This is a genomic window from Burkholderia sp. BCC0397 (genome assembly GCF_902832865.1).
Lineage (GTDB): Bacteria > Pseudomonadota > Gammaproteobacteria > Burkholderiales > Burkholderiaceae > Burkholderia.
Genome location: NZ_CADFDL010000011.1, coordinates 1 through 17,159 on the forward strand (window position 1 = coordinate 1; position 17,159 = coordinate 17,159).

At 66.0% G+C, this 17,159-nt stretch carries 14 protein-coding genes, 1 rRNA gene and 1 riboswitch; of the genes, 8 read left to right on the top strand and 7 right to left on the bottom strand.

Translation table 11 applies throughout. The annotated features are described in order from the left end of the window. Positions 1–83, top strand: a 23S ribosomal RNA gene (locus HWX03_RS27055); the annotation flags it as partial. 706 nt (positions 84–789) lie between these two features. Beyond that, positions 790–2,214: a DHA2 family efflux MFS transporter permease subunit gene (locus tag HWX03_RS27060; RefSeq protein WP_175873350.1), complete on the top strand. Its 1,425-nt coding sequence runs from the start codon at positions 790–792 to the stop codon at positions 2,212–2,214. A 257-nt stretch (positions 2,215–2,471) separates the two neighbouring features. Here HWX03_RS27060 and HWX03_RS27065 read toward each other — a convergent pair whose 3' ends face one another. From HWX03_RS27065 to HWX03_RS27075, 3 genes are all read right to left on the bottom strand, one after another. Further along, entirely contained in the window at positions 2,472–3,233 is a 762-nt protein-coding gene (locus HWX03_RS27065) for a 2OG-Fe(II) oxygenase (protein WP_175873351.1), read from the bottom strand. A 305-nt stretch (positions 3,234–3,538) separates the two neighbouring features. Next, positions 3,539–5,131: an inorganic phosphate transporter gene (locus tag HWX03_RS27070; protein ID WP_175873352.1), complete on the bottom strand. Its 1,593-nt coding sequence runs from the start codon at positions 5,129–5,131 to the stop codon at positions 3,539–3,541. A gap of 165 nt (positions 5,132–5,296) precedes the next feature. Beyond that, entirely contained in the window at positions 5,297–5,887 is a 591-nt protein-coding gene (locus HWX03_RS27075) for a histidine phosphatase family protein (protein WP_175873353.1), read from the bottom strand. A 46-nt stretch (positions 5,888–5,933) separates the two neighbouring features. After that, positions 5,934–6,077: riboswitch (cobalamin riboswitch) on the top strand. 32 nt (positions 6,078–6,109) lie between these two features. Here HWX03_RS27075 and HWX03_RS27080 point away from each other — a divergent pair. Together HWX03_RS27080 and HWX03_RS27085 are read left to right on the top strand one after the other, a co-directional pair. Then, complete coding sequence (locus tag HWX03_RS27080; RefSeq protein ID WP_006488502.1) at positions 6,110–6,319, top strand: CbtB-domain containing protein; 210 nt, start codon at positions 6,110–6,112, stop codon at positions 6,317–6,319. A gap of 13 nt (positions 6,320–6,332) precedes the next feature. Next, a complete protein-coding gene (locus HWX03_RS27085; protein ID WP_175873354.1) occupies positions 6,333–7,055 on the top strand; it encodes a CbtA family protein in 723 nt (240 codons plus the stop codon). 22 nt (positions 7,056–7,077) lie between these two features. Here HWX03_RS27085 and HWX03_RS27090 read toward each other — a convergent pair whose 3' ends face one another. After that, positions 7,078–7,986, bottom strand: a complete 909-nt coding sequence (locus tag HWX03_RS27090) for a LysR family transcriptional regulator (RefSeq protein ID WP_175873355.1) — start codon at positions 7,984–7,986, stop codon at positions 7,078–7,080. 127 nt (positions 7,987–8,113) lie between these two features. On the opposite strand from HWX03_RS27090, the gene metE reads away from it, so the two are divergent. Next, positions 8,114–10,408, top strand: a complete 2,295-nt coding sequence (gene metE / locus HWX03_RS27095) for a 5-methyltetrahydropteroyltriglutamate--homocysteine S-methyltransferase (RefSeq protein WP_175873356.1) — start codon at positions 8,114–8,116, stop codon at positions 10,406–10,408. A gap of 119 nt (positions 10,409–10,527) precedes the next feature. On the opposite strand, the gene HWX03_RS27100 is transcribed toward metE, so the two are convergent. Then, positions 10,528–11,853, bottom strand: coding sequence for an MFS transporter (locus tag HWX03_RS27100; RefSeq protein WP_175873357.1), 1,326 nt, complete (start codon positions 11,851–11,853; stop codon positions 10,528–10,530). A gap of 55 nt (positions 11,854–11,908) precedes the next feature. Beyond that, a complete protein-coding gene (gene speB, locus HWX03_RS27105) occupies positions 11,909–12,868 on the bottom strand; it encodes an agmatinase (protein ID WP_175873358.1) in 960 nt (319 codons plus the stop codon). Between the two features lie 140 nt (positions 12,869–13,008). Between speB and HWX03_RS27110 the strand changes: the two genes are divergently transcribed. After that, the gene (locus HWX03_RS27110; RefSeq protein ID WP_174434548.1) at positions 13,009–13,920 is read left to right on the top strand and encodes a LysR family transcriptional regulator; all 912 of its coding nucleotides are present in this window, start codon (positions 13,009–13,011) and stop codon (positions 13,918–13,920) included. Positions 13,921–13,984: 64 nt separating this feature from the next. On the opposite strand, the gene HWX03_RS27115 is transcribed toward HWX03_RS27110, so the two are convergent. Continuing rightward, positions 13,985–14,449, bottom strand: coding sequence for an Lrp/AsnC family transcriptional regulator (locus tag HWX03_RS27115; RefSeq protein ID WP_006488501.1), 465 nt, complete (start codon positions 14,447–14,449; stop codon positions 13,985–13,987). A 134-nt stretch (positions 14,450–14,583) separates the two neighbouring features. On the opposite strand from HWX03_RS27115, the gene HWX03_RS27120 reads away from it, so the two are divergent. Both HWX03_RS27120 and HWX03_RS27125 read left to right on the top strand, forming a co-directional pair. Next, positions 14,584–15,213, top strand: coding sequence for a LysE family translocator (locus HWX03_RS27120; RefSeq protein ID WP_174387141.1), 630 nt, complete (start codon positions 14,584–14,586; stop codon positions 15,211–15,213). A 288-nt stretch (positions 15,214–15,501) separates the two neighbouring features. Continuing rightward, positions 15,502–17,091, top strand: a complete 1,590-nt coding sequence (locus tag HWX03_RS27125; RefSeq protein WP_175824056.1) for a S53 family peptidase — start codon at positions 15,502–15,504, stop codon at positions 17,089–17,091. Positions 17,092–17,159: the final 68 nt, after the last annotated feature.

Here is a 17,159-nt window from a genome sequence, read left to right on the forward strand (position 1 = left end):
GACCAGGACGTTGATAGGTCAGGTGTGTAAGCGCAGTAATGCGTTCAGCTAACTGATACTAATTGCCCGTAAGGCTTGATCCTATAACAAGTCTGTTTCGCGCTACAGAGCGCGTCGGACGGTTGGATTCTCGTGTGTGATACACACAACCTAAATTACTGCTTCTTCCAAGATTGGTTGCGCTGCGAAGCAACGCAACAACCCCCTGTGAAAGTAGGTAATCGTCAGGCTCCCTCAAGCCAAGAACCCCCGCCCGAAAGGCGGGGGTTTTTGCATTTCGGCGCCAAAAAAGCACGCGGCGAAGCGTCACCAAGGCTACGTCCGCTGACTTCCCGCAGACGCAATCCATCGCAGCGCGAGCCCGTCAATTCGGTGCTCCGCCGTTCTCGAGCACTCTGCGGTTGTGCCGTCCGGCATCTCCCGCCAGCTCCTTTCCGCTAACCGTACCCATCCGTCTTCAGATCGGTTCCGGCCATCACACATCCAGAGGCGATGTGTGATGGCCGGTGATGAGCGATGTTGATCGACAATGATCGATAAATACCGCTTGCCGGCGAAAAACTCCTATTTCATCTTCCCCTTCGATGCGCCGCGTCCCGTGCACCACTCGGCGAACGGAGCGCGAAATCATCATAAAAATCTATGCGCATAAAGTTCATTCACGCGACATGCTCGGCAGAGCGGAGATCAAGTCCTTCAGGGTAATATCGCCGTTCGTCCCGATTCCCCGGTGCTTGCCTGCATCCGTCGGTGGTCGGCGCTTTTTGCACTCCGTCTCCTGCATCGTTCATGACTGACAGCCCTGCCCAAGGTAGTCGGACGACCGACTTCTTGCCGTATCTCGTCGCCGCGACGTTCTTCATGGAGTATCTCGACACGACCGTGATCGCGACCGCACTGCCGCAAATGGCGAGCTCGTTCGGCGTCGGGCCGAACGCACTGAGCCTCGGGATGACGGCCTATATGCTGGCGCTGGCGGTGTTCATCCCGATCAGCGGCTGGATCGCGGATCGCTATGGCTCGCGAACGGTCTTCGCGAGTGCGATCGTCGTCTTTACCGGTGCGTCGGTGCTGTGCGGGCTGTCCGAAGGTGTGATGTCGTTCACGGCTGCCCGGCTGCTACAGGGTGTCGGCGGGGCGATGATGGTGCCGGTCGGGCGAATGATCGTCGTGCGGAGTACCGAGAAGGCGAAGCTGATGCGTGCGATCGCGACGATCACGTGGCCGGGCATCGTCGCGCCCGTCGTCGGGCCGCCGATCGGCGGCTTCATCACGACCTATGCATCGTGGCGATGGATCTTCCTGCTGAACGTCCCGTTCGGCGTTGCCGCGCTCGTTTGTACCTGGCTGATCGTCCGGAATACGCGGGCCGACGAGCAACGGCCGCTCGACTGGGTCGGCTTCGTGCTGGCCGGCGGCGCATTGACCTGCCTGCTGATCGGCACCGAAGCGGCCGGCCAGCAGGATGTCGACTTCACGCGCGCGGGTGTCCTGGTGGGCGCAAGCGTGCTGTTCGGCATCGCCGCATGGCTGCATGCGCGACGCTGCGCGCATCCGCTGCTCGATTTCACGACGCTGAAGGTGCCGACGTTCTCGGTGACGGTGATCACCGGCTCGATCACGCGGATGGCGATCAACGCCGTCCCGTACCTGCTGCCGCTGCTGTTCCAGATCGGCTTCGGGCTGTCGCCGTTCCAGTCAGGGCTGCTACTGCTCGCGAGCGCGCTCGGTAATCTCGGGATGAAGGCGGGCACGTCGTGGATCCTCGACCGTTACGGCTTTCGGCGCGTTGCGCTCGTCGACGTGACGATCGCCGGCATCTTCACGATCGCATGCGGCTGGCTGACCGCGTCGACGCCGCTGGCGATCACGCTGTTCGTCGTATTCGTCTACGGGCTCACGCGGTCGATGCAGTTCACGACGCTCGCGACGCTGGCTTATGCGGATATCCCGGCTCAGCAGACGAGCGCGGCCAGCACGCTGTGGAGCGCCGCGCAGCAGATGACGATCGGGATGGGGATCGCGTTCGGTGCATTGTCATTGCGGCTCGCGGCATTGGGGCGCGGCGATGCGGCCGGCATGCACTACGTGCTCGACGATTTCCGCTGGGCGTTCGTCGCGGCGGGCGTGCTCGCGTTGCTGACGTTGCCGGGCTACGCACGGCTGGCTTCCGATGCCGGCGATCGGCTGCGGGCCAACGTGGCGCGAGGATAGGCCGGACTGCAAATCGTATTGGCGAGGCGACAGGTGAGTGCGCATGTTTTGCGGTGCTCACCGGAAGCGCTGATTCGTTGCGGCCGCGATTGCCTGACGGTCAGCGCAAACGGTTTCCAGTCACCGCGGGCGAGCGACCTTCTGGCCGGCCATGCTTGGTCGGAACGCTCTCCGAACGATGACGTGTGGTGCCGGGACGAGCATGAATGCGATGCGCGACAAGCGGCACGGCAGCAGCGCAGTTGTCCCTATTCCCGCTACTGCGCGTCATGGAAGATGATGCCGACCGTGTGGCGATGGCCGCTTCGGATTCGGCTCACGCCGTGGCGCAGGTTGACGCGATAGACGCCGCGGGTTCCCTGCACGGGCCGGCCGTGTACCGCGAAGATCACTGCATCACCTTGCGTCAGCGGCACCACTTCCGCACGCGACTGCATGCGTGGTCGCTGTTCCGTCAGCACGAATTCCCCACCACTGAAATCGCGACCCGGCGCCGACAGCAGGATCGCGACCTGCAGCGGAAACACGTGCTCGCCATACAGGTCCTGGTGGAGACAGTTGTAGTCGTCGGCGCCGTATTGCAGGATCAGCGGCGTCGGTCGAGTTTGTCCTGCCGCGTGGCAGCGATCGAGGAACGTCGCATGGTCTTTCGGATAGCGGACGTCGATCCCGAGCGCCTGGTTCCAGCGATTCGCGATCGGCGCGAGATGCGGGTAGATCGTCGCGCGCAGCTCGGCGATGACCGCTGGCAGTGGATACGCGAAATACTTGTACTCGCCGCGGCCAAAGCCGTGCCGCGCCATTACGACACGTGAACGATAGAGCGCATCGCGCGGATAGAGCGACGCGAGTGCATCGCACTCGCTTGCCGACATCAGGCCCGGCACGCGCGCGCATCCGTAGCGACCGAGCTCGGCATCGACGCTCGGCCAGTCGAGGGTGTCGACGCGTTGCGCGATGTCCAGCGATTCGACGGCAGGTTGCAGATCGGCAATGTTCACGGGCGTACCTCGGGGCATCGGCAGTGTGGCGCCGTGTGCGGGCGCGCACGGTCGAATTCACGATGAAAGTTGATGAACCCAGTCTAGCGGCGTTTGTGCGTCGGTACGCTCCAGATCTTGCGCTTTAATTCGGACGAGGAAACGTTGCAGGCACGGCATCGACACACTGAATGTGGCGACGTGCCGGAGCGGAGAAGCGGAGAGACGGAGAGACGGAGAAGCAGAGAAGCAGAGAAGCAGAGAAGCAGAGAAGCAGAGAAGCGCCACATCCAACCCACCGCGGCGGATGGCCGGCTATCGCCCGCCACCCGCCGCGTCCACGATCAGGCCAGCGACCGGAACAACCAGTAAAGCCCTGCCGCCAGCGCGATCGACGCCGGCAGCGTCAGCACCCACGCGAGGACGAGGCTGCGCACCGTGCTCCATTGCAGCCCGGAGCCGTTCGCCGCCATCGTGCCCGCGACACCCGACGACAGCACGTGAGTCGTCGACACGGGCAGCCCGTACATGTCGGCGGCGCCGATCGTCAGCATCGCGACGAGTTCGGCCGATGCGCCCTGTCCGTACGTCAAATGCTGCTTGCCGATTTTTTCGCCGACGGTCACGACGATCCGCTTCCAGCCGACCATCGTGCCGAGGCCCAGCGCGATCGCGACGGCGACCTTCACCCACGTCGGAATGAACTTGGTCGCGTGGTCGAGTTGCTTGCGATAGTTGTCGATCGCGAGCTTGTCGTCGGCGGCGAACGCGGGCTGGCCCGACTTCTCGATCAGGCGAATCGCTTCGGAGACCAGATACATCGTGTTGCGCACGTTGTCGACGTCGCGCTGCGGTACGGCCGCCATCGAGCCCGACGTACCGACGGCGGTCGCGAGCGACGTGGACAACTGCGCGACGGCCGGCAGCACGGCGGGCGTCAGTTCACGATGCTGCACGTAGTGTTCGACATCGGTGCGCGGGTTCGCGGACGGCGCGACACCGTTCGTGTACTTCCCGAACGTCGCAGCCGCCTGGTTCGCGACCGCCACGAAGGTCTGCGATTCGGCGGGCGTGACGGCCTTGTTCAGCGCATACGCGGTCGGCACCGTGCCGATCAGGATCAGCATGATGAGGCCCATCCCTTTCTGCCCGTCGTTCGACCCGTGCGCGAACGACACGCCGGTGCAGGTGAGGATCAGCAGGCAGCGAATCCAGAACGGCGGCGGCTGGTCCTTCGGCGGTTCCTTGTACAGCTCCGGAATCCGCACGAGCGCCTTCAGCGCGAGCAGCAGCAGCGACGCACACAGGAAGCCGACGATCGGCGAGAGCAGCAGCGATTTGCCGACGCCGAGCGCCTGGCCCCAGTCGACGCCGCTCGTGCCGGACGGCCCGTGCATCAGCTGGTTCATCAGCCCGACGCCGATGATCGACCCGATCAGCGTATGCGAGCTCGACGACGGCAGCCCGAAATACCAGGTCGCGAGGTTCCAGACGATCGCGGCGATCAGCAGCGCGAACACCATCGCGAAGCCCGAGCCGCTGCCGACCTGCAGGATCAGCTCGACCGGCAGCAACTGCAGGATGCCGAACGCGACGGCACCGCTCGAGACCATCACGCCGAGGAAGTTCCACATGCCCGACCAGATCACCGCGACGTTCGGCGTCAGCGAGTGCGTATAGATCACGGTCGCGACCGCATTCGCGGTGTCGTGGAAGCCGTTGACGAATTCGAAGCCGAGTGCGATCAGCAGGGCGGCGCCGAGCAGCAGATACGGGAACAGCGACCCTTCGCGGACCGGTGACAGATCGTCGACCAGGTGCGTGGCGATATAGACGGCACCAAGCACGAGCACCAGCAGGAACATGGCATAGCCGATCTGCCTGGTGCGTGCGATGGAGCCAGGATTGTTCGGGGCGGACGAAGCAGGTTGATTCATGACGACATCTCGTAGGGGAGCCTCGTCCGATCCTAGCTGCGGCTAGCAGTCAGTTTGATGACAGTCGGGACGACGAACGGTGTGTCTTACAGGGATGTAAGGCGAGCGGCGGCATGCGAAGCGTCGGGGCGCATCGTTCGCTCACATAGTGAACACGACAGCGGCTTACGCGTGGGTATCGCGCAGGTCATCGTCCGTCGCGGCCAGCGTCCAGCCGGCCGGCGACGCGACGAACGTCGTGCACGACAGTGGTGCCACGTCGAGACGCATGGCCGCGCTGAGATCCATCCGCCGCACATGCGCGATGGCCGCGCGGACGATCGGCGCATGCGTGATCGCGACGACGTCGCGATCGGGCGGCAGCGCGCTCAACCATGCGCCGACCCGATGCGCGGCGGCGTCGAACGATTCGCCGCGATGCGGCGACGCGGACGGCGTGCCGATCCACGCGGCCAGTTCGTCAGGCAGGTCGCGCGCGAGATCGTGCAGCCGCTTGCCGCGCCAATTGCCGTAATCGATGTCGCGCAGCGCGTCGTCGATGTCGGCGTGCAGCCCGAGTGCGTCGGCGGTCTGCCTTGCGCAACGTGCCGGGCTGCACAGCACGAGCGAGCCGGCAACGCCCGTCCAGCGGCCGCGCAGCGCAGCGGCTTCGGCGAGCCCGTGTGCGTCGAGCGGATCGTCGTCGGGAAACGTGCCGCTGCGCATGGCGCGGGTCGATGCGTGCGCGATCAGGCGCAGCGAGGCATGCAGGTTCATGTCGGTTGTCGGATGATCCGGAGCGGGGCGCGCATGCCCATGTGGCATCGCTTCAATACGCGAACGTTCGCGCGTACAATTCGCCCGATACGAAGTGTGGAAGCCGGTGCAATTCCGGCGCGGCCGCGCCACTGTAACCGGGGAATCGATGATCCCGGAAGCCAGACCTGCCTTCGTACCCATCCATCATTTGTCGGGGCGCGATTCCCCTGAGGTGCATCCATGAGCGAAGCAGTGCTGAAGCCGGCGGTCGTGCCGGCACCCATCCCCGTCCGTGAGCTGTTGCCGTGGGCCGTGTTCGTCGGCCTGATCCTGCTGCTCGCACTCTATTTCGTCGGTGCGGAACAGGGCGCGACGTCGCTCGTGCCGGGCATGTACGTGCACGAATTCGTCCACGACGGCCGCCATCTGCTCGGCTTTCCCTGCCACTGACGCGGAGCCTACGATGGTCGGAAAGCTGCTCATGCGCGGGATGCTTGCAGGCATCGCCGCAGGCCTCCTCACATTCGGTTTCGCGAGAATCGTCGGCGAACCGCAAGTCGATCAGGCGATCTCCTTCGAAGAAAAAACCGCCGCCGCCCAAGGCGAAGCACCAGAGCCCGAACTGGTCAGCCGCCACACGCAGGCCGGCCTCGGGCTGCTGACGGGCGTCGTGACCTACGGCGCGGCATTCGGCGGGCTGTTCTCATTGGTCTTCGCGTACGCGTACGGACGCGGCAGCCGCCTGCCGGCACGGCCGCTGGCCGCGTGGCTGGCGCTGGCGGCGTTCGTCGCGCTCGTGATCGTGCCGAACCTCAAGTACCCGGCCAATCCGCCGTCGGTCGGCGACCCCGACACGATCGGCTATCGCACCGGCCTGTTCTTCCTGATGATCGCGATCTCGGTCGCGACGATGGTGTTCTCGGTCGGCGTGCGCCGCCATCTGCTGGCGAAGCTCGGCCAGTGGAACGCGTCGATCGTCGCCGGGCTCGTGTTCGTCGCGATCATTGCGGCCGTGCAGATCGGGCTGCCGTCGGTCAGCGAGCTGCCGGCCGATTTCCCGGCGGCCTTGCTGTGGAAGTTCCGGGTGGCGGCCATCGGCATGCAGGTGATCATGTGGACGACGATCGGCCTGCTGTTCGGCGCGTGGGTCGAGCGCGGCGAACGCGCCGGCATGCGCGCCGCCTGACGCGCGGGGCAGCCGGGCGCGCCTAGCGCAGCATGCGCGGTGCGCTCCACGTCGATTCGCGCGCCAGCGCGACGAATGCGGCCAGATAGTCGATCGAGGCGTCCGCTTCGCGGATGCCGAGGAAGATCTGCTTCGCGATGCCCTTCTTGCCGAGCTTGACCGGCACGACCGGCATCCGGTCCGCGTACTCGTCGGCGAGCCACCGCGGCAGCGCGGCCACGCCGCGCCCGCTCGCGACCATCTGCAACATGATGTCGGTCGTCTCGATCGACTTGTGCCGCCTCGGCACGATGCCGGCCGGCGTCAGGAACTGGTTGTAGATGTCGAGCCGGTCGGTTTCGACCGGGTACGTGATCAGGATCTCGTCGGTCAGTTGCTCGGGGCTCACGTAGTCGACATTCGCGAACCGGTGCGCATCCGCGACCACCAGCACCTGTTCGTAGTCGAACACGGGATCGAAGCGCAGCCCCGGCTTGTTCAGCGGATCGGGCGTCACGAGCACGTCGATGTCGTAACCGAACAGTGCGCCGATGCCGCCGAACTGGAAGCGCTGCTTCACGTCCACGTCGACGTCGGGCCAGCACGACAGGTAGGGTGACACGACCTTCAGCAGCCACTGGTAGCACGGGTGGCACTCCATCCCGATGCGCAGCGTGCCGCGCTCGCCCTTCGCGTACTGCTTCATCCGTTCCTCGGCGAGCTCGAACTGCGGCAGCAGCCGGTTCGCCAGCTTCAGCAGATACTGCCCACCCTGCGTGAGCCGCAGGCCGCGGCCTTCCCGATCCCAGATCGGCGTGCCGAGCTGCTGCTCGATTTTCCTGACGGTATGGCTGAGCGCCGACTGCGTGAGGTGCAGCGCATTGGCCGCCGCGGTCAGCGAGCCCTGGCGCTCGACCTCACGAATGACGACGAGATGGAATCGTTCCAGCATGGATCGTGCTCATGCAGCGAATGCATGAAAAATGTTAATGGATGAATGAAATAATGCCATTTTATTTCATGGGATGAAATCCCTATGATGGCTGCCGGATCTACTATTTCTTCTGGACGGCAGCTTCATGGTCACGACACACAACCTCGGTTTTCCGCGCATCGGCGCGCAGCGCGAACTCAAGTTCGGTCTCGAACGCTACTGGAAGGGCGAATCGTCGCGCGACGAACTGAAGGCGCTCGGCGCCGAGCTGCGCCGGCGTCACTGGCACGACCAGCGCGATCTCGATCTCGCGCCGATCGGCGACTTCGCGTTCTACGACCAGGTGCTCGACATGAGCTTCACGCTCGGCAACCTGCCGAAGCGCGTGCAGGATTTCCACGGCGATGCGCTCGACAACTATTTCCGCGTCGCGCGCGGCCGTTCGGCTCAGTCGGCGCAGGAGCACGCCGCGTGCTGCGGCGGGGTCGCGGCCGGCGAAATGACGAAGTGGTTCGATACGAACTACCACTACATCGTGCCGGAGTTCCATGCGGACACGAACTTCTCGCTCGATCCGTCGCGCCTGCTGCAGCAACTGGCCGAAGCGAACGCGCAGGGCGTGCACGCGAAGCCGGTGATTCTCGGCCCCGTCACGTACCTGTGGCTCGGCAAGGCGAAGGACGATTCCGATCGCCTCGCGCTGTTGCCGAAGCTGCTGCCGGTGTACGGTGCGCTGCTCGATACGCTGACCGCGCAGGGCGTCGAATGGGTGCAGATCGACGAGCCGATTCTCGTCACCGAGCTCGATGCCGAATGGCGCCAGGCGTTCCGCACCGCGTATGCGGCGCTGGAAACGCGCCGCATCAAGCTGCTGCTCGCCACGTACTTCGGCCAGCTTCAGGACAACCTGACACTCACGGCGTCGCTGCCGGTCGACGGTCTGCACGTCGATGCAATCAACGCACGCGACGAAGTCGACGCACTGGTGCGTGAGCTGCCGGCCGAGCGCGTGCTGTCGGTCGGCGCGATCAACGGCCGCAACATCTGGAAAACGGACCTGAACGCGACGCTCGACTGGCTCGAGCCGCTCGCGAAGCAATTGGGCGACCGGCTGTGGCTCGCGCCGTCGTGCTCGCTGCTGCACGTGCCGGTCGATCTCGCGAGCGAGGAGAAGCTCGATGCCGAAATCCGCTCGTGGCTCGCGTTCGCGCTGCAGAAGCTCGACGAGCTGACGGTGCTCGCGACCGCACTGAACGAAGGCCGCGACAAGGTGGCCGACGCGCTCGCCGCGAATGCCGCCGCGATCGATTCGCGCCGCCGCTCGCCGCGCGTGAACAACCCGGCGGTGAAGGCCGCGATCGAGCGCATCGACGCGCGGCTCGGCAATCGCGCAAGCCCCTATACGCAGCGTGCGTCGAAGCAGTCGGCGCGCCTGAACCTGCCGGCGTTCCCGACGACGACGATCGGCTCGTTCCCGCAGACCGCCGACATCCGCCAGGCGCGCAGCCGGTTCAAGGCCGGCGCGCTGGACGAAGCCGGCTATCGCACGGCGATGCAGGCCGAGATCGAGCGCAGCGTCCGCGAACAGGAATCGCTCGAACTCGACGTGCTCGTGCATGGCGAAGCCGAGCGCAACGACATGGTCGAATACTTCGGCGAACAACTCGATGGCTACGCATTCAGCCAGTTCGGCTGGGTGCAGTCGTACGGTTCGCGCTGCGTGAAGCCGCCGATCCTGTTCGGCGACATCAGTCGCCCGAAGGCGATGACGGTCGAGTGGATCACCTATGCGCAGTCGCTGACGGACAAGCCGATGAAGGGCATGCTCACCGGCCCCGTGACGATCCTGAACTGGTCGTTCGTGCGTGACGACCAGCCGCGCTCGGTATCGTGCTACCAGCTTGCGCTGGCGATCCGCGAGGAAGTACTCGATCTCGAGAAGGCCGGCGTGCGCGTGATCCAGATCGACGAAGCGGCGCTGCGCGAAGGGCTGCCGCTGCGCCGCGCGCAATGGAGCGAATACCTGAAGTGGGCGGTGGAGTCGTTCCGCATCACCGCGAACGGCGTGCAGGACGATACGCAGATTCACACGCACATGTGCTATTCGGAGTTCAACGACATCATCGCGTCGATCGCCGACATGGATGCGGACGTGATCACGATCGAGACGTCGCGCTCGGACATGGAGCTGCTCGACGCATTCGACCACTTCAAGTATCCGAACGAAATCGGGCCGGGCGTGTACGACATCCATTCGCCGAACATCCCGACGCAGGATCACATCGTCGGGCTGATGAGGAAGGCGGCCGAGCGGATTCCGGCGGAACGCCTGTGGGTGAACCCGGATTGCGGGCTGAAGACGCGCCAGTGGGCGGAAGTGATTCCGGCGCTGACGAACATGGTCGCCGCCGCGAAGACGCTGCGCAATCAGGTGCGGTAACCACGCAGCGAGCGTTGTACGGCGCCGTTGCGATCAACGATCGCGACGAAAAAAATCGGCCCGCAGAAGCTGAGCGGGCCGATTTTCGTCATGCATGCATTTGCGCTACGCGCCTGGCGTTACGCAGTGCGTGCGCCGCGCGGCAGCGCGTCGTTCGTCTTGCCGGGCGCGCCTGCATCGTCGATGCTGACGCGGCGCGAGATCAGCCACACGCACAGCGACGACAGCACGGCGGCGCTCGTGTACTGGATCGCGAGCGGCCACCATTGCGGGGCCGCGTTCTGCGCGATCAGCGTCGCGACGAGCGGCGTGAGACCGCCGGCGAGCGCACCGCACACCTGATAAGCGATCGAGATCGCCGTATAGCGGATCCGCGCGACGAAGATGCCGCTGACGAAGCCCGCGACCACCGAGTAGTAGCCCGATTCCGCGAGCGTCGCGAGGCCGACGCCGACCGTGATCGACACCGGCGTGCCCAGGTGCACGAGCGGCAGCATCACGAACGGGACGATCATCGCCCAGGCGCCGGTGATCAGCAGCACGCGCGTGGTGCCGAAGCGCTGCGCGAGGAACGCGGCCGCGAGCTGCACGACGAACTGCAGCACCGCGACGATCGTCATGCAATGCAGCACCATCGACCGGTCGAGCGACAGGAACTGGGTCGCGTAGCTGATCATGAAGATGTTGCTGAAATACACGCCGGCGATACCGTACACGTTCGCACCGATCGCGAGCAGCAGCAGCGGCCAGTACTTGAGCGCTTCGCGCAGCGGCTTTTGCGCGATGTTGCCGCTCTTCTTCACTTCCTCGAACTCGGGCGATTCCGATACGCTCGCCCGGATCACGAAGCCGACGATCAGGAGCACTGAACTCGCGAGGAACGGCACGCGCCAGCCCCAGCTCATCATGTCGTCCTTCGACAGCGTGCTGATCGCGCCGAACGCGAGCATCGACAGGATCAGGCCGCTCGCGCTGCCGAGCTGCGCGAACGACGCGAAGAACGTGCGCTTGCCTTCGGGCGCATGCTCGCCGGCCAGCAGCACCGCGCCGCCCCATTCGCCGCCGACCGCGATGCCTTGCAGCACGCGCATCAGCACGAGCAGGATCGGTGCGATCACGCCGGCTTGCGCATGGGTCGGCAGCAGCCCGATCGCGACCGTCGACACGGCCATCAGCATCAGCGTCGCGAGCAGCGAACGCTTGCGGCCGAAGCGGTCGCCGAGATAGCCGAACATCACGCCGCCGAGCGGCCGCGCGAAGAAGCCGACCGCGAACGAGCCGAACGACGCGAGCAGGCTGACGAAGCGGTTTTCGCCGGGAAAGAACAGCGGCCCGAACACGATGGCGGCGGCGGTCGCGTAACTATAGAAGTCGTACCACTCGATCGTGGTGCCGACGAACGAAGCGAGCGCCGCCCGCTTCGGTTGCTTGACGGAAGTCCCCATCTTTATGTGTGCTCCTCTGGAATCCTCTGATTTTGGAATAGTGGCGGCGCCGGGATCAGTCGCGGTACGCGACGCCCGGCAGCACGCACAGCAGCTCGTACGCGAGGTTCGCACCGAGCAGCGCCGTGGTGCCGAACGGGTCGTACGGCGGTGCGACTTCGACGAGATCGCAGCCGACGATGTTCAGCCCCTTCGCGCCGCGGATGATCTCGAGCGCCTGCGGCACCGTGAGGCCCGCGATTTCCGGCGTGCCGGTGCCCGGCGCGTAGGCCGGATCGATGCCGTCGATGTCGAAGCTGATGTAGACGGGCGTATCGCCGACGCGCGCGCGCACTTCCTCCATCAGCGGCGCGAGCGACTTGTTCCAGCATTCCTCGGCCTGGACCACGCGGAAGCCCTGCTCGCGGCACCAGTCGAAATCCTCGGCCGCGTAGCCGGTGCCGCGCAGGCCGATCTGCGTGACCTTGTCGCCGTGCAGCAGGCCTTCCTCGACCGCGCGGCGGAACGGCGTGCCGTGCGCGATCTTTTCGCCCATCATCGTGTCGTTCACGTCGGCGTGAGCATCGACGTGGATCAATGCAACCTTGCCATGCTTGCGGTGGATCGCGCGCAGGATCGGCAGCGCGATCGTATGGTCGCCGCCGAGCGTGATCGGTTTGCAGTCGTGCTCGAGAATCGCGTCGTACGCGGCCTCGATGCGAGCGATCGAATCGTGCAGGTTGTACGGATTGATCGCGACGTCGCCGATGTCGGCGATCTGCAGCGAATCGAACGGCGCGGCGCGCGTGGCCATGTTGTACGGGCGCAGCAGCACGGATTCGGTGCGGATCTGGCGCGGGCCGAAGCGCGCGCCGGTGCGGTTGGACGTGCCGAGATCGAACGGCACGCCGACGAAGCACGCGTCGAGGCCTTCGGCGCTCGACACGTGCGGCAGGCGCATCATCGTGGCGATGCCGCCGCAGCGCGGCATTTCATTGCCGCCGAGCGGCTGGAAATGGGTGGTGTGGTCGTTCATGGGGTCGTCTCTTCCGGTGTGGGGTTGCCGTATCATGCGACGCGGTCTGGCGCACAGTTTTACGCGCTCCGCCGGGAAAGAAGAATGCGAAGATATCGACGTAAACATCGATCATCGTCGATGTATGGAAGGGGATGAACGTGCTGGGGAATCTGTCGACCCTCGATCTGCGGTTGATCCGCGTGTTTCTCGCGGTCACGGACGCGGGCGGCGTGTCGGCCGCGCAGGCCGTGCTGAACGTCGGCCAGTCGACGATCAGCGCGCAGCTGTCGTCGCTCGAGACGCGGCTCGGCTACCGGCTCTGCGAACGCGGCCGCAGCGGCTTCCGGCTCACGCCGAAGGGCGAGCGGTTCCACGCGATGAGCCGCAAGCTGCTGGCGGCGCTCGACGAATTCGGGATGGCCGCGCGGCACATGGATCGCCAGCTGGTCGGCACGCTGAACATCGGCCTGATCGGCCATACGCCGGTGAGCCAGAACGCGCGGATCGCCGAGGCGATCGCCGCGTTCCGTACCCGCGACGAGGCCGTGCGTTTCTCGATTTCGGTGCGCGCGCCCGGCGATCTCGAGGAGAAGCTGCTGAGCGACGAGATCCAGATCGCGGTCGGCTATTTCTGGCATCGCGTGCCGTCGCTGCATTACACGCCGCTGTTCATCGAGCGTCAGGTCGCATATTGCGGCCGCGGCCATCCGCTGTTCGACGGCGCGGGCACGCTGACGCCGGCCGACGTCGCGGGCTTCGAATGGGCGTGGCGCTCGTATCCGCTGCCCGAGGCGCAACTGTCGACGACGCCCGACCGCGTGACCGCGACCGCCGACAACATGGAAGCCGTCGCGCTGCTGATCCTGTCCGGTCACCATCTCGGCTACCTGCCGCAGCATTTCGCGGCGCCGTACGTCGCGCAGGGGCTGCTCGCGCCGCTCAATCCGGAACAGCTGCGCTACGACGTGACGTTCCACATGGTCGTCGCGCGCAACGGCCGAGGGAATCCGCTCGTGGAGGCGTTTCTCGAGGATCTCGAGCGCGCGCACGAGGCGCCTGACGTTGCGTGACCCTGGTGTTGTCGACAATGTGAGCAAGCGTTATGCCGGCGCGGCTCCCGCCCAGCCGCGCACATCACGGCACCGGCAACCCCGCGTCGTGCTTCACCTCGCGCAGCGACAGCGCCGATTCGATCGACGTCACGCCCGGCAGCATCCGCAGTGAATCCCGCAGGAACGTGCCGTAGTCGTCGAGGTCGCGCGCGACCACCTGCAGCAGGTAGTCGGCCGTGCCCGCGACGTTGTGGCAGGCCAGGATCCGCTCGATGCCGAGCACTTCCCGTTCGAACCGGTCGGCGACCTTGCGGTCGTGCGTCGCGAACCGCACGAGCACGAACGCGACCACGCCGAAGCCGAGCGCCTGGCGCGACAGCTGCGCGCGATAGCGCTCGATGTAGCCGTCGTTTTCGAGACGTTTCAGGCGCCGCGCGCAAGGCGTCTCGGACAGCCCGACGGATTCGGCGAGCCGCGCGATCGGCAGGCGGCCGTCACGTTGCACCGCAGCGAGGATCGCGCGGTCGGTCTTGTCGAGGTCGATCATATTGGCGGAATCCTTTTCGTGATCTCGTGATTGTGGCGGATTCCCCCACGAATCGCCATTCCTGAGCCACAGATGGCCAATAATCCCTCCTCCTTCAACGGCAACATATCGTCATTGGAGGACGGGGGCAGACCATGATTTCCACGCATTTGCTGTTGATTTATCTTGCCGCGCTGGCGGCCATTTATGCGGTGCCGGGGCCCGACATGGCGCTCCTGCTGCAGACCGGCATCGGCCGCGGCGTGCGGCCGGGGATGGCGGCGGCGGCGGGCCTGTCGCTGTCGCGCACCGCGCACGTGACGCTGTCCGCCTGCGGTGTCGCGGCGCTGATCCGCAGCGCGCCGTGGCTGTACGAGGTGATCCGCTACGGCGGCGCGCTCTATCTCGCGTACGTCGCGATCCAGGTGTTCCGCTCGCCCGTGTTTGCGCTCGGCAACGGCGATGCGGCCGCCGCCGCCGCGGGCGAACTGCGGCAATCGTTCGTGAAGGGGCTGCTGACGAACCTGCTGAACCCGAAGGCGCTGCTGTTCTGCTCGGTGCTGCTGCCGCAGTTCGTGCGGCCCGAGGCCGGGCCCGTCGTGTGGCAAATGTTCGAACTCGGCGCGATGCTCGTCGCGGCCGGCGTGTGCTTCGACCTGGCGTGCGTGTTCGGCGCGTCGCGCATCGCGGCGTGGATGCGCGCACATCCGCTCGCGCAGACGGTGCAGCGCTGGACCTTTTCCGCAGCGCTGATCGGTTTCGCACTGCGGTTGTCGATGGACTGAGCGTCGCCCCGACATGGCCGCCGCGCGGGTCGACCGACCCGCGCGGGCGGGCCATGCGCGAATCGATACTGGCCGCGCGCAATGCCGGCCTTCGTGTACGCCTTGCCGCAGAAGGGCGTGCGCGCAAATCATCTGACTGTTCTAAACTTCCTCTCACTTCGCGCCGTCGCAAACGCGCCGTCGCAAACGCGCCGTCGCGAATCGACTGACCAAACGGAACCGTCTTCCGCAGGCTATGTCCGATTTCCTGGCTGTTCCGTGCAACGCGGTACCAAGGAGGGTCTGAACATGGCAAGGCATCTTCAAGCCGACCGTGAACCCCGCATCATTGCCGAGTCCAAGTGTCTCGGCCAGTGCGATCCGGCAGAACGCATCCACGTCACGATCATGTTGCGGCGGCAGGAAGAAGGGCAACTCGACGCATTGGTTCACCAGCTCGCCACCGGCGACGCCCGCGCAAAACCGGTGTCGCGCGACGCCTTCGCGCAGCGTTTCTCCGCCAATCCCGACGATATCCGCAAGACCGAGGACTTCGCGCATCGTCATCAACTGACGGTCGATCGCGTCGACCCGGTCGAAAGCGTCGTCGTGCTGTCCGGCACGATCCGGCAGTTCGAAACCGCCTTCAGCGTGAAGCTCGAACGTTTCGAGCATCGGTCGATCGGCCAGTATCGCGGCCGCTCGGGCCCGATCGTGTTGCCCGACGATATCGGCGATGCGGTGACGGCCGTGCTCGGCCTCGACAGCCGCCCGCAGGCGCGGCCGCACTTTCGGATACGCCCGCCGTTCAGGCCGGCGCGCGGCGCTACGGCCGTGACGTTTACGCCGCCGCAGCTCGCTTCGCTATACGGTTTCCCTGCCGGCGACGGCGCCGGGCAATGCATCGCGATCGTCGAGCTCGGCGGCGGCTATCGCGCGGCCGACATCCAGCAGTATTTCCGCGGGCTCGGGATCACGACGCCGCCGACGCTCGTCGACGTGAACGTCGGCACCGGCCGCAATGCGCCGACCGGCGAGCCGAACGGCCCGGACGGCGAAGTCGCGCTCGACATCGAGATCGCCGGCGCGATCGCACCGGCCGCGAAGATCGCGGTGTACTTCGCGCCGAACAGCGACGCGGGCTTCATCCAGGCCGTCAACGCGGCCGTCACCGACAAGACCAACCAGCCTTCCGTGATCTCGATCAGCTGGGGCGGCCCGGAAGCGATCTGGCAGGCGCAGTCGGCACACGCGTTCAACCGCGTGCTGCAGGCGGCCGCCGCGCAGGGCATCACCGTCTGCGCGGCGTCGGGCGACAGCGGCTCGGGCGACGGGCTGCAGGATGGCGCCGATCACGTCGATTTCCCCGCGTCGAGCCCGTACGTGCTCGGCTGCGGCGGCACGCAGCTCGACGCGCTGCCCGGGCAGGGCATTCGCAGCGAAGTCACGTGGAACGACGAGGCGTCGGGCGGCGGTGCGGGCGGCGGCGGCGTCAGCACGATGTTCGACCTGCCGGCGTGGCAGCAGGGGCTCGCCGTCACGCATGCCGACGGCAGCAGCACGCCGCTCGCGAAGCGCGGCGTGCCGGACGTGGCCGGCGACGCGTCGCCGCAGACGGGCTACGAGGTGTCGGTCGCGGGCACCCCAGCGGTGATGGGCGGCACGAGCGCGGTCGCCCCGCTGTGGGCCGCGCTGATCGCGCGGATCAATGCGGCGGCCGGCGCGTCGGCCGGCTGGCTCAATCCGGTGCTGTACAAGCATCCGGGCGCGCTGCGCGACATCACGAAAGGATCGAACGGCACCTATGCGGCCGCGTCGGGCTGGGACGCGTGCACGGGCCTCGGCAGCCCGAACGGCGCGCAGCTCGCCACGATCCTCGCGCGCAAGCCGTCGAGCTGACGCACCGGCGCACGCCTTTCCGTTCGACGCGGGTGGTCTGCCCGCGTCTTTTTTCACCTCCAGGAGCA

Bases quoted from the DNA above. Each gene is read 5' to 3' on its own strand.
- HWX03_RS27060 (WP_175873350.1), top strand. From the start codon at position 790: ATGACTGACAGCCCTGCCCAAGGTAGTCGGACGACCGACTTCTTGCCG.
- HWX03_RS27065 (WP_175873351.1), bottom strand. From the start codon at position 3,233: ATGCCCCGAGGTACGCCCGTGAACATTGCCGATCTGCAACCTGCCGTC.
- HWX03_RS27070 (WP_175873352.1), bottom strand. From the start codon at position 5,131: ATGAATCAACCTGCTTCGTCCGCCCCGAACAATCCTGGCTCCATCGCA.
- HWX03_RS27075 (WP_175873353.1), bottom strand. From the start codon at position 5,887: ATGAACCTGCATGCCTCGCTGCGCCTGATCGCGCACGCATCGACCCGC.
- HWX03_RS27080 (WP_006488502.1), top strand. From the start codon at position 6,110: ATGAGCGAAGCAGTGCTGAAGCCGGCGGTCGTGCCGGCACCCATCCCC.
- HWX03_RS27085 (WP_175873354.1), top strand. From the start codon at position 6,333: ATGGTCGGAAAGCTGCTCATGCGCGGGATGCTTGCAGGCATCGCCGCA.
- HWX03_RS27090 (WP_175873355.1), bottom strand. From the start codon at position 7,986: ATGCTGGAACGATTCCATCTCGTCGTCATTCGTGAGGTCGAGCGCCAG.
- metE (WP_175873356.1), top strand. From the start codon at position 8,114: ATGGTCACGACACACAACCTCGGTTTTCCGCGCATCGGCGCGCAGCGC.
- HWX03_RS27100 (WP_175873357.1), bottom strand. From the start codon at position 11,853: ATGGGGACTTCCGTCAAGCAACCGAAGCGGGCGGCGCTCGCTTCGTTC.
- speB (WP_175873358.1), bottom strand. From the start codon at position 12,868: ATGAACGACCACACCACCCATTTCCAGCCGCTCGGCGGCAATGAAATG.
- HWX03_RS27115 (WP_006488501.1), bottom strand. From the start codon at position 14,449: ATGATCGACCTCGACAAGACCGACCGCGCGATCCTCGCTGCGGTGCAA.
- HWX03_RS27120 (WP_174387141.1), top strand. From the start codon at position 14,584: ATGATTTCCACGCATTTGCTGTTGATTTATCTTGCCGCGCTGGCGGCC.
- HWX03_RS27125 (WP_175824056.1), top strand. From the start codon at position 15,502: ATGGCAAGGCATCTTCAAGCCGACCGTGAACCCCGCATCATTGCCGAG.